Below are 14,719 nucleotides of genomic sequence, written 5' to 3'. Positions count from 1 at the left end.
AATAAGTTCGATAGTTGGAGTTATTAAAATGAGTAAAAAACTATTAACGACTGTATTCAGTCTTTCTTTGGGGGTCTTAGCCTCTGGGGTGGCCTTTACTTCCAGTGTGGCGCTTTCGAGCGCTGCCCAAGCTGACGAAGCGGCTGACATTGCCAAAGGTACGGCGATTGCAGAAGAATGGGACCGTCGCGATTGGGGATTTGGTGATACTGAATCTTTCATGCAAATGCAGTTAGAAAATCGTCATGGCGATACTTCTATTCGTCAAATGCGTCAAAAAACACTTGAGGTTCCCGGTCATGATGAGGGGGATAAAAGCCTGACCATCTTTGACAAACCTCGTGACGTTAAGGGTACTGCTTTCCTTAGTTATGCTAAAATTTTTGATCCTGATGACCAGTGGATGTATCTGCCTGCAGTTAAGCGTGTGAAACGGATTTCCTCTAAAAATAAGTCTGGGCCTTTTCTTGGATCAGAGTTTGCGTACGAAGATCTATCTGCTCAGGAACTGAAGAAATATACCTACAAATGGCTGAGAGATGAGCCTTGTGGGGAGCTTCAGTGTTCCGTTGTTGAGCAGACGCCAACTTATGAAAACTCTGGTTATACCAAGATGATTACATGGTATGACCTTTCAGAGTATCGTCAGCAAAAAATCGATTATTACGATCGTAAAAGAAAACTGCTTAAAACACTGGTCTCTTCTAATTTCAAACAGCACCTCGGTAAGTACTGGCGTCCATATGACATGTATATGGAAAACCACCAAACCGGTAAGAAAACACGTTTGCTTTTTGATAAAATCGATTTCCAAACGGGTGTCACTGAGAGTGAATTGACCAAGAATAATCTTAAGCGCGTAAACTAAGTAAACACGTTAGTAGAGAGTTCCGTGATGAGATCACGTTTCATATTGTTAAAAAAAATGACGCTCATCAAGCTGACTGCCCTGGTTATTATAACCGGGGCAGTGGCTTTGGGAGCATCAATAGTGTCTGCAGGACAGGCACTGGCTGATGACGCAGAAAGTGACCTTTACTGGGAATACTCAGGGTCGGCATCACTTGATTTGCGCATTTTCCCAGATTCAGCTTTGCACAGTGGGCAGAGAGACCAACATCTAAATCCTTCTATCGTGCTCGAGCCGGAATTTCTGGTCGAGTGGAATGATGGTGATGACCGCATCGATTTTAAACCCTTTTTGCGTTTGGATGCTCAAGATAACGAACGACGTCATGCGGATATTCGTGAGCTGAAGTATCTGCATATTGATGATGGTTGGGATCTAAAGATTGGTGCAGATAAGGTCTTTTGGGGGGTGACGGAATCCCGACATCTCGTTGATATTATCAACCAGACAGATGGTGTTGAAGATACCGACGGTGAAGATAAGCTTGGCCAACCCATGATTAACTTGGGTATCCAGAGTGAGGTTGGTGATTTTAATCTCTTTGCAATGCCTTATTTTCGGGAACGAACATTCCCAGGCCGTAAAGGGCGGTTACGTTCTTCGCTGACGGTGGATACGGATAAGGCGGAATACGAGTCAGATCTTGAAGAATTCCATCCTGATTTTGCCTTGCGTTATGCAACGGTTTTGGGCGATTGGGATCTTGGTCTTGCTCACTTCTATGGCACCAGTCGTGAACCGCGGTTACTTGTTAAATCGGATAGCAATGGTGCGCCAGTTCTTGTGCCACACTATGACATTATCAATCAGAGTTCGGCTGACATTCAGGCGACTTTTGATGAGTGGCTTTGGAAATGGGAAGGTATTTATCGTCGTGGGCAAGGTGATGATTTCGTCGCTTTCTCTGGTGGCGTTGAATACACTTTCTTTGGGGTGATTGGTGATTCTGGTGATCTTGGTGTTCTTGCTGAATACCATTATGATGGCCGAGATGAAGATGAAGCGCCGGGAACCATTTTTGATGATGACATTTTTGTTGGAGCGCGTATTACCCTTAACGATGTTGAGGATACTGATTTTCTTGCAGGGATGATCATTGACCGTAAAAGCCACACCCGTAGCTTTTCAATTGAAGCTGATCGTCGTCTAAGCGAACGCTGGACCGTTGAGGGGGAACTTCGGATATCTGATGCTATCACACGTAGTGATCCTCTTTATGATACACGCCGGGATGATCACATTCAGATACGATTCAATTATTATTTTTAACGATGAATTTTGTCTTTGAATTCTGAGTTTCTGGTGCTGCTATTCCCCGATAGTTTCCTGCCAGAAACAAAGGTGAAAGGGTCGCTTTATGCGGCCCTTTTCATTTATAGATGTGTGTTGAAGTTTAGGACATGATTTCATCTCTCCAGTTAGAGCGTATCAACTACGCGGCATTTCGATTTTTTTGCACGTCGGTTATTTGCTATCGATGACTTAGTTGACTAGCCTTTAATTTTGAATTCACATTTAAAGCGAGTAGTCGTGCCTCTTCAAATTGCTTTGTTACGTGCCATAAACGTTGGCGGACGAAACAAAATGCCAATGGCTGAGTTAAAGAGCCTCTGTCTGGAGTTGGGGTTATCTCAACCCCAGACATATCTACAGACTGGAAATCTACTCTTTGAGGCTGATTGGGATGAGGCACTTAAAGTTAAATTTTTAGAAGGCCTGGAAGCGCAGTTTGGCTTTTGCCCAACTGTAGTTTTTGATCATGCAGGGCTGCTGGGTCAAACGATTACTGATAATCCCTTTGGTGAGATATCTCAAAACGCGCCAAATCACTTGCTGGTTTATTTTTTGGATCGAGTTCCGACAGCTGGTAATATTGAAAGCTTACAAGCAGGGATTATGATTATGGGCGGCGAAAAAATAGTTTTAGTAGAGGATCGGCTCTATGTTTCCTATCACCCAAACGGTATTGGTCGTTCAAAACTTACGGTTGGTGTAATTGAGAAATATTTGGGGGTAGAAGCAACAGGTCGGAATTGGAACACAATTTTAAAACTGCAAGAGCTGATTCAAAATCGCTAAGTTGCCTTTTATAAAACGCCCCCGTAGAACGGTGGTTACCTGCAGAACTAAGTAACCACCGTTTAGAACGCTTTAGTGTTGTTGATAATAAATGTTTTTTTTGGCTTATTAGCTGGCAAAAAGCTCTTTTTCGATATCCTTGAATCCTTTGAATTCTAAGGCGTTTCCTGTTGGATCTGTGAAGAACATGGTACCCTGCTCTCCGGTTTCTCCCTTGAAGCGAACATAGGGTTCGATAATAAAGTCAGAGACAATATTTCGCATTTTCTCTGCGAGCTTTTCCCAATCCTTCATTTGGAGGACGACACCGCAATGAGGGACAGGCACACCATGACCATCAACCGCATTTTTGATTTGGTTCACAGATCCATCCTTACCCAAACTTTCATCTAGATGGACAACAAACTGATGGCCGAACATATCAAAATCAATCCACTTATCGCTACTGCGCCCCTCACGAAATCCCATTTTGGTGCCATAAAAATCTCTCGCTTCTGGAATATCACGTACGGGAATGGCAATGTGAAAAGGCGTTAACATTATGGATCTCTCTTTTTAAATCATGGGGAAAGTTATTTGTTTATTGGGCGCGTTGAAATACGGCTTGAATAACGGTTAGTTTTTTATCAGCGAGGTTCTGTTTCAGGTTTTGAGCTCTCAGTTTGAAATCGTCACCGATAAATAGCTTAGGCCCCAATTCTTTTGGTAAGGATTTTTGCTCTGGATCTTTTGGGGTCCAATTGGCGTTGTAGTTATGGAACCATAGATGTGTTTCTGCGGTTAAGTCGTTCCATATTTCGCGGTGAAATCCGAGCCCCCCAAGTATGTCACGGACAATTTCGCCCTGAACCAAGTGGTTGTGTTCTGGTTTCGTTGCCCAGGGAACGGGTAGTAATAGAGCACGATCTTCTTCGTTAGGGATGTTCTCGTTTGAAAAGATGTCGTGAAACAAAAACATCCCACCGGGTTTTAAAACCCGATGAATTTCACTGTAAAAAGTATGTTTATCGGGAATGTTCATAGAAGTATGTTGGCTCCAAACAATATCAAAATTTTTGTCCGGATAGGGAAGAGAAAGTGCATTGCCGGGAGTTATTTTTATGCGCTTGTCCAAGCCACACAGGCGATTTAAAAGCTCTGCGGTGTGGCAGTATTCTTCTGTAATATCAATGCCGTGGACGTTGCAGACAAATCGTTCAGCAATGAATCTGGCTGGGCCACCAATACCGCATCCTACATCTAGAAGGTTTGAGCCGGGATGAGCCGATAAAAACTCACATAATTCTTGAGTGGCGGCGCGACCACGAGAATGAAGGTGGTCAAACGTTGAAAAATCCTGGGCCGTATAGGTCGGTGTCTCAGTGTTGGTCGTGCCCAACGGAGAGGGGGCCAATAGAGATGCAACATAGGCAGTAAGGTTTTTTCTACCACCATATTGACCAGATTGTGTCTTTGTACTCATCCCTTGGCTTTGTCCTTTTAGACTTGTTCAAATCGTTTAGTCAGTAAGAGAAAACTCTTAGATAAATATCATCTTAGGCAATGTCATGATGCGATAAAATATAAATTTATAATGAAATTTAAAAAAGGAACAGTTAATTAAAGCTTGTGGTAAAAGCGTTTGATAGCATCTCTGCCTATGTTTATGCATTTCACTAATAATAGTACCACGTGTAAAAGCGTTGCCGATAAGAATGGTTTCATGAAGGATAAGTTGAGTATGCATACAGCTGAAAACCTGAATTTAAAGGTGCCAGATCTGAATACGTTACGCAGAGGTGGGAAATTAAGCCTTTCTCGTGCTTTGTCTTTATTGGAACAATCACCAGAGAAGTCATTGAGCCTGCTCAACGATTGTTATCACGCTCCTTGCGCGCACGTCGTTGGTGTTACCGGGCCTCCCGGTGTTGGAAAATCGACGCTGTTATCAGAATTAATTAAGGTTTATCGGGCTGGTGGGCGCACGGTGGGAGTGATCGCCGTCGATCCATCCTCGAAACGATCCGGCGGGGCTTTTTTAGGCGATCGTGTCCGCTTTTCGACAGATCCGGAAGATCAGGGTGTGTTTGTCCGTTCAATGGCTGCACGCGAAAGATTAGGAGGTCTTGCCGATTTGACCATCGCGGCCATGGTATTGATGCGCGCAGTCTTTGATATTGTGTTGATCGAAACCGTTGGTGTTGGACAATCAGAAACAGATGTTTCTGGTGTGGCGGATACGGTGGTGTTCTGTGTCCAGCCGGGGTCAGGGGACTCTTTGCAGTTTATGAAAGCTGGTATTGCTGAAATTCCCCACATTGCCCTGGTTACCAAAGCTGATATGGGAAAAACGGCAGAGCGCGCTAAGGCGGATCTAAGAGGCGCGCTTTCTCTTGCGAGTGATGGCCCTAATGAATGGGCTGTGAAAATTCTCACACTATCAGCGAGCGACAAAACTGGTTTTGATGAATTTACCAAGGCTATAGATCTGCATTATGACTGGTTGAATGGGCAGGGACGTTTGTCTGCTCAGCGGAAGGATCAAGCCAGACAATGGCTGAAAGAAGCCATTCGCGAGTTATATGGTAAACAGGGATTATCATTTTTGGAACAAGAGGGTTTTTCCCTTGATTTAGTTGATGGCGTTTCGCCCTTTGAATTGTTATCACGCATTCAAAAAGAATTGGTCATATCAAAGCATTTAGCTTGTTGAGAAATAATCTTAAGATCAGGAATTTTTAAAATAGTATTTGAGATGCCGCAAACAAGATAGCGGGTTCGATTAGACTATGCTTGATGCAACTGAGGTTAATGCTGATCGGGATTCATCCTGAACAGAGTTTTTTTAGAGAAGGTGCGGAAATGTCGATTTATATGTTGCTGGGAGTGGCAATTATCAGTGAGGTCGTCGCAACTCTGTCTTTAAAAGCCTCTGATGGTTTTACCAAACCTATACCATCCATTGTCGTCGTGGTTGGTTATATCTTCGCGGTTTATTTACTATCAATTATAACGCGCCAATTATCCATTGGTGTGACCTATGCGGTTTGGTCTGGTGCAGGTGTTGTTCTTACCGCCGGGTTAGGCATCGTCATTTACGGCGAAAAGATGGACTTGGCCGGAGTAATTGGCATTGCGCTGATTATTAGCGGCGTGCTGGTCCTTAACCTTATTTCAAATGCATCTGGACATTAAACGCGATCTTAAGACGTAATTTCTATCCAATCTGGCATATTGGGAGTGATATTGGTGTCGTGGCACAACAGTCGATCCGAACCGATGGCGTCGATCCTCAAGGTAGCAAGGCCCTGATCTCCATAAGTGGATCTGAGTATGCCCACATTTTTACCATCTAAGGTGATATCTGTGCCGATTTCAGGTGTGGAACCTATGAGTGTTACCGGAACGAGGCGTTTTTTGATGAGGGCGCGATATTTGGTACGGGCGGTTAATTCTTGCCCGATATAACACCCTTTATCCCAGTCGATGGCGGATAACTCGTTAAAGCCGTTTTCCAAGAGGATTGATTTTTCGACTTCGAGGTCGCGGCTACCGTCTGGGATGCCAAGTGAGATACGCAACTGGTCATATGCGTCCAAGGAGGTTTCGTTTAGATTGTTGGTCGTGATAAAAGTGTCGAGTTGATCCGTCGGAATGATTGCACGGGCGCCAATTCCTAAGTGGCGCGGATCTACAAAAATGATGCTTTTGTCTTTGTGACAACTCGCGCCTTTTTTTAATTCCAACCCAAGGGATGGCGCAGCATCTTGGCCAATTATAGCAACGACAGTATAGTCATCTCCCGTAAGGTCCAGACTGGCTTTAGATCGCATTTTGTAAAGTTTAAGGCGGCGGATCAGGTCAGGCGCGCGTTCTTTTTCGCAATCGACGAAAACCCCACCCTCAGGATTATAGATGATAAAAAACTCGTGCAGGAATTTACCTTGAGCTGTGAGTAACGCGGACCATACAGCATTTTCCGGTGTGACTTTGGTGATATCTTGGGTAATCACACCTTGAAGAAAAGGAACAAGATCTTCGCCTGCAAGTTTGAGAACTGTGCGGTGGTGGAGCGGGATAACCCGTAAATCGCTCATACTGCTGTATCCGTCTTAATGTCTGATTTGTATGGTCGGAAATATAGTCTGCTTGATATATAAGGCGTTACAGCTGTTGATGAAAGAGGTAGCTTGCTATAAATCATCTGCTCCCAGTTTAATGTCTTCTTAAAGGGGAAGGAACGCGTTGCGAATACTCTTTATTACATCGAACCGCATTGGGGATGCTGTCTTATCCAATGGCGTCTTGCAGTCGATGCTCGAACAATATCCAGGTGCCAAAGTTACCGTTGCCGCGGGGAGCGTTTCTGCGTCTCTTTATGAGGCCATTCCCGGGCTGGAAGAAATCATTCCGATAACAAAGCTAAAACACCATGCCCATTGGTTAAAGCTTTGGGCACGTTGCTTTGCTAAGCGCTGGGATGTTGTTGTCGACATGCGGGGAACGGGGCTCAGTTATTTTCTTTGGACGAAACGTAGATTGGTTACTTCGTCCAAAGATGATAAAGTTCATCGCATTGTTGAGTTGTCTCGAGTTCTTGATAGCGTGGAACCTCCGTCTCCTGTTGTCTGGACAGATGATATTCATGATCAAAAGTCTGTTCAAATGGTTCCAAAAGGAGCAAAAGTATTAGCAATTGGCCCTGCTGCCAATTGGAGTGGAAAACAATGGCCTGTCGAGAGGTTCTCTCAATTGATAGAGCGTTTGACTGCAAAGGATGGAATCCTTCCTGAAGCACGTCTAATGGTTCTTGCTGCTCCACATGAGCGGAAACAGATACAATCAGTGCTTTCTTCTTTACCAAAAGAACGGGTTATTGATCTTATCGGGCATGATTTGGTGACGGCAGCGGCATGCTTAAAGCGAAGCGATCTTTTTGTTGGAAATGATTCCGGCCTGATGCATCTTGCCGCGGCGGCTGGTGTAAAAACTCTTGGGTTATTTGGTCCTAGCCCTGAATGGCGTTATCACCCATGGGGAGCTGATTGTGCCTGTGTTCGTACGCCAGAGGGTTATTATGAAATCACACATCATCCTGAATTCGATTATAGTCATGGCGTGAATAGCTACATGGAATCACTTACTTTGGATATGGTTGTCACTGCTGCAGAGGAACTGTACAACCGGGGTAAGGAAATTCCTTAAGTTGGATTTATTTGTGAACAGGAAACGTGTATGCCTTCAGATGTAGTTATTTCGGGGACTATTACTGATAATATTCAATTATCTGCTTTGATCGTTATTCATAACGAAGAAGATAATATTCGTGAATGTCTTGAAGGTGTTAAGTTTTGTGACGAGATTGTTGTGGTCCTTGATCGTTGTACAGATGGTTCAAAAGATATAATTCTGGAATATACAGATAGTATTGTCGAAGGTGGTTGGCCTATCGAAGGTGATCGACGGAATACTGGTAATGATGCATGCCGTGGTCAGTGGGTATTAGAAATCGATGCCGATGAACGCATTACAGATGATTTAGCACGGGAAATTCGATCGACTATTCAAGGGGATGGTGCTGATTATTATTTGATTCCGGTTGATAATTATATCGGTGATCATCTTGTTAGATATGGATGGGGTGCTCAGTTTGGTAAAGCTTCTGCATCATGCTTATGCCGTAAGGGTGTTAAGCGTTGGGGGAAAGACCGTGTCCATCCTGCTTTGCATTGGAAAGAAGGTGTGCGAAGAGGGCGCAAACTGAAACATAGGTTGGTTCACTATGTGGATGATAATATCTCTGACATGATCCGTCGGTTTGATTCCTATAGTACTGCTCGCGCCAAAGATCTGGTTGCCAATGGTGAAATTGGCACCATGCCCCATAATATACGGCGTATATTCAGTAGATTTTGGCGCTGTTTTATCAGCCGTAAGGGGTATCGAGAAGGAGGCTATGGCTTCTTGATCGCAACCTTTGCCGCGCTTTACCCTGTGGTTTCTCATATCAAAGCTCGTTACGAGAGCGATCAACTAAAATCTTGAAATTAAGCTTTCGGATGACGGGAAAGATATTATTTCGGAAAAATTGGCTTAGTCAAAAGTTATGGCAGGCAGGGCTGAGGTCACCTTTTCAATAGACAGATCCTGTAAATCATCCTCACAGATAATTTGCACGTCAGGCCCAATGGGGGAAATCTTGTTGGGGTCTGAAGCTTTCGAGAAAAGCACCACAACCGGACAGCCAGCAGCGGCAATAAGGTGCATCGGGCCTGTGTCATTGCCAACAGATAGCTGTGCTTTTCGGGCGATGACTGCAATTTGTTCTAAACTGGTTTTACCACAAAGGTTTAATACGGCCGGACAGTTTTCCTCAATCTCATTACATTGAGATCTCTCGGCTTCAGTGCCGATCAGGACGGGCGTAATGCCAAGGTGGGTAAGGTGGTCGGACAAGGCGGAATATTGTCCTGTCGGCCAGCGTTTTTCCGGGCGATGTGGCGCGCCGCCGGGGACCAGCATCGCATAGTTTCGTGGCAGGTGCAGGTCAGATATATCAGCTTTAATAAACGAGAGATCAGGTAGTTTTATGTTCGTTATTCCAGCGATTTCAAGTTGGGATTTTTCTCTAACAGAAATATGGTAAATACCGTTCTCTGGCTTTTCATAATAATGCGAACACCCTTTAACGTTTCCAACCCACTCGGGCTTTTGTGAAGGGAAAAGTTTGTAATATAGCTTGGTTCGCTCATTGCGTTGGAGATCATAAACGCGGTTGAATTTACGAGACCTCAGATTTTTTCTGAGCTTAAGAAGCGCTGGAATTTCAAAGATTTTTGGACGTGTATCTGTCAAGACAGAGTTAAAACATCTACTTGCCTCTGCCAGACGAACGTAAGGTTTGGTTGTCAGTAGAGTGATATCAGCACTTGGATGATGAGCACGGATCGCCTGAAAGGATCTGATGGAGAGAATAAAGTCTCCAAAGGCGGAAAGTTTGATGATAAGGATGCGTCGAGGATTACTCGAAGAGTCTTCGGCCGGGACCACATCAGATTCGGGGCCATACAAAATCATATCCGGGTCTTCTGTTGTAATGTCAGGGCGCTCAACCGTCATGTTTCCACCATGTTAAGTCTTGGGTTCAGTTTTGGGTTAAGTTCTTGTCTGATTTATGGGGCGTCCCGGGCCATATTAAGTGTTTTCTTTCGTGTTAACGCGCGCAATTAAATTTTACATAGGCCGGGTAGGATAACATATTTTTCGAAGAATATCTTTGCCGATCAGAGAGAAGTACAATGGGTACTCATGAAAACCTTATAATATAAGGTCTTAGAAATTAAAATAGCGCGTGGTACATAGCCGCAAATTGGTCACAAAGATCGTTTTATCCTTCATGACTCTTTTTTCGCTATCATGGCTTTGAATTAGGGGTAATTTCCGGTAAAGAGATGCCAGAACGTCTTCTGAACAGAAATCTGTAGCGTAGCTTTGGATGTTACCTACTGATTGATATTGAGACAGGGAGTATTACGGGTGAAAATCCTACAAGTATTAGGAGCAGGCGGCGAAGGTGGCGCTGAAACCTTTTTTACTCAATTTACATTGGCGTTGCACAGGGCCAGAACTCAAAAGCAGCAAGGTAATATATCGAGGGGTCAAATTTCTCCTTCTGGTTTCGCAAAAAAAACTGAAGATGAAGTCCCAGAGATTGAAGTCCCAGAGATTGAAGTCCAAGAGGTTGAAGTACAGGCCGTTATTCGTGACAACAATACCCGTGTTGCTCTCTTTGAAGCTGCTGGGATTGAGACTGTAGTCCTTCCTTTTCGTAAGTTGCTTGATTTTAAAACCAAGCGTGGATTGAAGCGCAAAATTGAAGAGTTCAAACCTGATGTGGTTCTCACTTATATGAACCGAGCCAGCAGCCTGTGCCCCAAAGGCGACTTTCTGCACGTTGCTCGGCTTGGCGGCTATTACAAGCTCAAAAATTACAAAAATTGCGATCATTTAATCGGCAACACTCAAGACATCGTTGATTATCTAAAGTCAGTTGGTTGGCCGGAAGATCGTGCGCATCATGTTCCTAATTTTGCGTCTGTATCGAAGGATGATCTTCCAGTAAGTCGGGCAGATTTCAATACGCCTGATGATGCAACCGTGTTGCTTTCTTTGGGGCGGTTGCATGAAAATAAGGCTTTTGATATTTTACTGAGGGCTGCCAAGCTGGAAACACGTCCTTATGTTTGGATCGCGGGTGAGGGACCGTTACGTGCCGAGCTTGAAACCTTGGCCAAAGAGCTCGGAATTGATGAGCGGGTTCGCTTCTTGGGGTGGCGCAATGATCGGGGCGCGTTGCTTGCTGCTGCTGATATCTGCGTTTTCCCTTCGCGGTTTGAGCCATTTGGTTCTGTTATGATCGAAGCTTGGGCAACAAAGACACCACTGATCACAACCCGGACTGCTGGCCCGGAAGAAATGGCAACTCACAATGAAGATGCTTTGATGGTTGAGGTCGATAACTATACAGAATTGGCCCAAGCCATCACACGGGTAATGGACGATAAGGATTTGGCCGCTCGCTTAGTTACTGCAGGGTGGGAAAGCTATCAAAAGAGTTATACCGAAGAGGCTTGTGTTGGAAATTACATAGAGCTCTTCACGAAATTATTGGAACGAGAAAAAGGGACTGTTTCATGAGCGAAAGCTATGACCTGATCATCAAAGGGGGACAGGTTGTCACTCCAAACGGTATCGAGAAAATCGATGTTGGCGTAAATGGTGGCCGTATTGTTGCTCTTGGAGATCTTTCCAGTGCAAAGGCCAAAGAAAACTATGATGCAACTGGTCAGCACGTTTTACCTGGTGCAATTGATACCCAGGTTCATTTTCGAGAGCCAGGGCTTGAAGCCAAAGAAGATCTTGCTTGTGGAACCGCCGCCGCAGCCTTGGGCGGTATTGTTGCGATTTTTGAGATGCCAAATACCAACCCAAATACACTTGGGGCGGTTGAATTGGCGGATAAACTGGCACGGTGTGAAAATCGGGCCTGGACGGATCATGCTTTTTTTATTGGTGCGGCAGAAGAGAACGTCGATGAACTGGCTGAATTGGAAAGATTACCAGGTTGCGCCGGGATCAAAATCTTTATGGGTTCTTCGACTGGCAGCCTTTTGGTGGAAGAAGAAGGTCTGTTGATCGATGTTCTTACGAATGGCAATCGTCGTTGTCCTGTCCATGCCGAAGATGAAAATCGTTTGCGTGAGCGTTTTGCGATGGTGCGTGATGGCGCCGACCCGGTTATGCATCCAGTTTGGCGCGATCCTGAAGCTGCTATACTCGCGACGACACGGATTTGTCGTCTCGCCCGTCAGACAGGCCGTCGGGTGCACGTCCTGCATGTAACCAGTAAAGATGAACTTCCCATTCTTGCCGCCAATAAAGATCTGGTTACTGTGGAGACCACACCTCAGCATCTGACGTTGTCCGCCCCGGATTGTTATGAACGTCTCGGTACTTACGCTCAAATGAACCCGCCGATCCGTGATGAAGAACATCGTCTTGGTCTTTGGGAAGGCATCCGTAACGGAACCGTTGATGTCCTCGGGTCAGATCATGCGCCGCATACCATTGAGGAAAAGGCCAAACCTTACCCAACGTCGCCTTCTGGCATGCCGGGGGTTCAGACTTTGATCCCGTTGATGCTTGACCATGTGAACAAAGGTAACCTGACCTTGGAACGGTTGGTTGATTTGACCTCTGCAGGACCTGCGCGGATTTATAATATCGCAGGCAAAGGGCGTATTGCCTTTGGCTTTGATGCAGATTTCACAATCGTTGATATGAACAAGGAAGAAACCATCACCAAAGACTGGTTGGCTTATAAGTGCGGCTGGTCACCGTTTGATGGCGTCAGCGTTAAGGGCTGGCCAATGGCCACCATTATTCGGGGTAATGTTGTTATGAAAGATGGTGAGTTGATCGGTGATCCCGATGGTAAACCTGTTCGTTTTAGTGATACAGAACCTGCCAAAAACTCTTAAATCGGCACGCAGGTTTTCTGATGTTAGGATTAGGGCGTATCGGTTAGAAACTGATACGCCCTTTCCATTGTAAGGGTAGAGCCTATATTGGCGCTAAATCATTTCTAACTTGCGTGTAAATTCTAATCACGCCACTTTTTCATATGTCCCTTTTGTGGAGATAAGTGTGATCACAAGTAATGTGTTCTTGATTGATAAGGTTCTAACGGGAAGGGCTGTGTCTTTTGGCCCCAAAGATCGTATGAGCGCAATAGATAAGGTTCCCGTTTTTGATGCTCTTCAAGTAACAAAACTTGGATTGTTCGGCGATGAACAGGCTGATCCTCGTCATCATGGTGGTCCAGAAAAAGCGATCCATCATTATGCGGCTGATCACTATGCGACATGGGGGGGCGAATTCCCTGAGATTAATCGTGAACGGTTATACGCAGGCGGGTTTGGGGAGAATATCTCGACAATGGGTTTGTGTGAAGCCGATGTCTTTATCGGGGATGTGTATCGTATAGGTACGGCGCTTGTCCAAGTCTCTCAGGGCCGCCAACCTTGTTGGAAACTTAACGTGCGTTTTGAAAATTCAAAAATGGCGGCACTGGTTCAATCTACGGGGCGCACCGGATGGTATTATCGTGTGCTGGAAGAAGGAAAAATCCAAGCAGGAGATCGTATCTCTCTCGTGGAGCGGATAAATTCCGAATGGTCCCTATCACGTATCCAGCATGTGCTCTATGAGGATACATTGAATCAATCAGCACTTGAGGCTCTGGCCGGGATCAAAGAATTAGCCGAGAATTGGCGCGTACTGGTGCAAAAGAGATTGTCACGTCTAAAAGTCGAGGATTGGAAGCCGAGGTTGGAGACCCCGGCTTAAATCAAATCCGTCCACTTGCTTTGTCGGGTGCTCTGTTGGTTGCTTTGCCGGTGACCTTGTTAGCGCGCTAGAGCATGCTCAACAAACTCCAGGCGGTCTTGTCCGTAGAAGTTTTCGCCATCGACAAAGTAAGTGGGGGCACCGATCACGCCGCGCATGATGGCTTCACGGCAATTGCGATCCAATTCTGCTTGAACGCCAGGGGAAAGCGCTTCGGAAATTAAGGCCTTGATGTCGTTATATCCTGCCGTTTCACAAAGTTCAAAAATAACGTCCTCGTCAGCAATATCGCGGTCGTCCCGCCACAGGGCTTCCACTACTTTAAGGCTGAGAAGATCAAGATCACCGTCATCACCACGTTTCTTAGCCCGTTGAGCGGCAATAACGATGCCTGAAGGAAGCTCGACCGGGCCATCGTGATGGATTGGTTCGCGCAGGAGCGGGATTTGTAAGTACTCAGCACAACGCAGGGCATCGTTCATGGCATAATTGCGCAGCATGGTTGGGCGGGTGTCAAAAGATTGTCCTCCAATCGCAGGCATAGTGACCGATAAAAGGATCGGGCGATGGACAATTTTTCGATTATATTTTTGAGCCAATATATTCAGTCTATCAGCTCCGAGATAGGTAAAATTGGATCGGGTAGAGTAGTAATAATCAATGGTTTTCATAGGGTCAGGTCTCACTAATAAAATGAAGTAGGTCGAGGTGAGAAGAGGTGGTGCTTTAATATGTTGGTATCCTGCTGGTGGATCCGTCGAAAGGCAAGAGATCTTCCTACTAGAGGTACCTATGCGACTGTTATGAAAAATTGTTGAGTTTCGTATTTCTCTCGTAATAGGG

General features: G+C 45.2%; 15 protein-coding genes. 10 read left to right on the top strand and 5 right to left on the bottom strand.

Features of this window, described 5'->3' with window-relative positions; all coding sequences use genetic code 11:
• The first annotated feature begins 28 nt into the window (after positions 1–28).
• The 3 genes from ACFSKO_RS10670 (at position 29) to ACFSKO_RS10660 (ending at position 2,989) form a co-directional block, all read left to right on the top strand.
• Positions 29–868, top strand: a complete 840-nt coding sequence (locus ACFSKO_RS10670) for an outer membrane lipoprotein-sorting protein (protein WP_380251309.1) — start codon at positions 29–31, stop codon at positions 866–868.
• Between the two features lie 27 nt (positions 869–895).
• Entirely contained in the window at positions 896–2,179 is a 1,284-nt protein-coding gene (locus tag ACFSKO_RS10665) for a hypothetical protein (RefSeq protein ID WP_380251307.1), read from the top strand.
• 261 nt (positions 2,180–2,440) lie between these two features.
• Positions 2,441–2,989 (top strand): DUF1697 domain-containing protein, encoded by a 549-nt coding sequence (locus ACFSKO_RS10660; protein WP_380251305.1) that lies wholly within the window; start codon positions 2,441–2,443, stop codon positions 2,987–2,989.
• Between the two features lie 108 nt (positions 2,990–3,097).
• On the opposite strand, the gene ACFSKO_RS10655 is transcribed toward ACFSKO_RS10660, so the two are convergent.
• Positions 3,098–3,529, bottom strand: coding sequence for a VOC family protein (locus ACFSKO_RS10655; RefSeq protein WP_380251303.1), 432 nt, complete (start codon positions 3,527–3,529; stop codon positions 3,098–3,100).
• A 40-nt stretch (positions 3,530–3,569) separates the two neighbouring features.
• A complete protein-coding gene (locus tag ACFSKO_RS10650; RefSeq protein WP_380251301.1) occupies positions 3,570–4,451 on the bottom strand; it encodes a class I SAM-dependent methyltransferase in 882 nt (293 codons plus the stop codon).
• A 258-nt stretch (positions 4,452–4,709) separates the two neighbouring features.
• On the opposite strand from ACFSKO_RS10650, the gene meaB reads away from it, so the two are divergent.
• Positions 4,710–5,681 (top strand): methylmalonyl Co-A mutase-associated GTPase MeaB, encoded by a 972-nt coding sequence (meaB, locus tag ACFSKO_RS10645; protein WP_380251299.1) that lies wholly within the window; start codon positions 4,710–4,712, stop codon positions 5,679–5,681.
• A gap of 83 nt (positions 5,682–5,764) precedes the next feature.
• The gene (locus tag ACFSKO_RS10640) at positions 5,765–6,163 is read left to right on the top strand and encodes a DMT family transporter (RefSeq protein WP_380251297.1); all 399 of its coding nucleotides are present in this window, start codon (positions 5,765–5,767) and stop codon (positions 6,161–6,163) included.
• A gap of 8 nt (positions 6,164–6,171) precedes the next feature.
• Here ACFSKO_RS10640 and ygfZ read toward each other — a convergent pair whose 3' ends face one another.
• A complete protein-coding gene (gene ygfZ, locus ACFSKO_RS10635) occupies positions 6,172–7,065 on the bottom strand; it encodes a CAF17-like 4Fe-4S cluster assembly/insertion protein YgfZ (protein WP_380251295.1) in 894 nt (297 codons plus the stop codon).
• A 148-nt stretch (positions 7,066–7,213) separates the two neighbouring features.
• On the opposite strand from ygfZ, the gene ACFSKO_RS10630 reads away from it, so the two are divergent.
• Entirely contained in the window at positions 7,214–8,173 is a 960-nt protein-coding gene (locus ACFSKO_RS10630) for a glycosyltransferase family 9 protein (RefSeq protein ID WP_380251293.1), read from the top strand.
• A 30-nt stretch (positions 8,174–8,203) separates the two neighbouring features.
• The gene (locus ACFSKO_RS10625) at positions 8,204–9,013 is read left to right on the top strand and encodes a glycosyltransferase family 2 protein (protein WP_380251291.1); all 810 of its coding nucleotides are present in this window, start codon (positions 8,204–8,206) and stop codon (positions 9,011–9,013) included.
• 48 nt (positions 9,014–9,061) lie between these two features.
• On the opposite strand, the gene ACFSKO_RS10620 is transcribed toward ACFSKO_RS10625, so the two are convergent.
• Positions 9,062–10,087 (bottom strand): glycosyltransferase family 9 protein, encoded by a 1,026-nt coding sequence (locus ACFSKO_RS10620; protein WP_380251289.1) that lies wholly within the window; start codon positions 10,085–10,087, stop codon positions 9,062–9,064.
• Positions 10,088–10,504: 417 nt separating this feature from the next.
• Here ACFSKO_RS10620 and ACFSKO_RS10615 point away from each other — a divergent pair, with 417 nt between their 5' ends.
• The 3 genes from ACFSKO_RS10615 to ACFSKO_RS10605 all read left to right on the top strand — a co-directional run bounded on the left by ACFSKO_RS10615 (position 10,505) and on the right by ACFSKO_RS10605 (position 13,876).
• On the top strand, positions 10,505–11,665 hold the full coding sequence (locus tag ACFSKO_RS10615; protein WP_380251287.1) for a glycosyltransferase: 1,161 nt from the start codon (positions 10,505–10,507) through the stop codon (positions 11,663–11,665).
• Entirely contained in the window at positions 11,662–13,008 is a 1,347-nt protein-coding gene (locus tag ACFSKO_RS10610) for a dihydroorotase (RefSeq protein WP_380251285.1), read from the top strand. The genes ACFSKO_RS10615 and ACFSKO_RS10610 overlap by 4 nt, the downstream gene beginning before the upstream one ends.
• 166 nt (positions 13,009–13,174) lie before the next feature.
• Positions 13,175–13,876, top strand: a complete 702-nt coding sequence (locus ACFSKO_RS10605) for an MOSC domain-containing protein (protein ID WP_380251283.1) — start codon at positions 13,175–13,177, stop codon at positions 13,874–13,876.
• A gap of 59 nt (positions 13,877–13,935) precedes the next feature.
• Here ACFSKO_RS10605 and ACFSKO_RS10600 read toward each other — a convergent pair whose 3' ends face one another.
• Positions 13,936–14,547: a 2-hydroxychromene-2-carboxylate isomerase gene (locus ACFSKO_RS10600; protein WP_380252259.1), complete on the bottom strand. Its 612-nt coding sequence runs from the start codon at positions 14,545–14,547 to the stop codon at positions 13,936–13,938.
• Between the last annotated feature and the right edge of the window lie 172 nt (positions 14,548–14,719).

The sequence above is a fragment of the Kiloniella antarctica genome, from assembly GCF_042682825.1.
Lineage (GTDB): Bacteria > Pseudomonadota > Alphaproteobacteria > Kiloniellales > Kiloniellaceae > Kiloniella > Kiloniella antarctica.
The sequence above is the reverse complement of the archived record's forward strand: the minus strand, read 5'-3'. Positions and strand labels throughout refer to the sequence as shown.

Coding starts and splice junctions, on each gene's coding strand:
- ACFSKO_RS10655 (WP_380251303.1), bottom strand. CDS start 3,529: ATGTTAACGCCTTTTCACATTGCCATTCCCGTACGTGATATTCCAGAA.
- ACFSKO_RS10665 (WP_380251307.1), top strand. CDS start 896: ATGAGATCACGTTTCATATTGTTAAAAAAAATGACGCTCATCAAGCTG.
- ACFSKO_RS10650 (WP_380251301.1), bottom strand. CDS start 4,451: ATGAGTACAAAGACACAATCTGGTCAATATGGTGGTAGAAAAAACCTT.
- ACFSKO_RS10640 (WP_380251297.1), top strand. CDS start 5,765: ATGCAACTGAGGTTAATGCTGATCGGGATTCATCCTGAACAGAGTTTT.
- meaB (WP_380251299.1), top strand. CDS start 4,710: ATGCATACAGCTGAAAACCTGAATTTAAAGGTGCCAGATCTGAATACG.
- ACFSKO_RS10620 (WP_380251289.1), bottom strand. CDS start 10,087: ATGACGGTTGAGCGCCCTGACATTACAACAGAAGACCCGGATATGATT.
- ACFSKO_RS10600 (WP_380252259.1), bottom strand. CDS start 14,547: ATGAAAACCATTGATTATTACTACTCTACCCGATCCAATTTTACCTAT.
- ACFSKO_RS10625 (WP_380251291.1), top strand. CDS start 8,204: ATGCCTTCAGATGTAGTTATTTCGGGGACTATTACTGATAATATTCAA.
- ACFSKO_RS10610 (WP_380251285.1), top strand. CDS start 11,662: ATGAGCGAAAGCTATGACCTGATCATCAAAGGGGGACAGGTTGTCACT.
- ACFSKO_RS10670 (WP_380251309.1), top strand. CDS start 29: ATGAGTAAAAAACTATTAACGACTGTATTCAGTCTTTCTTTGGGGGTC.
- ygfZ (WP_380251295.1), bottom strand. CDS start 7,065: ATGAGCGATTTACGGGTTATCCCGCTCCACCACCGCACAGTTCTCAAA.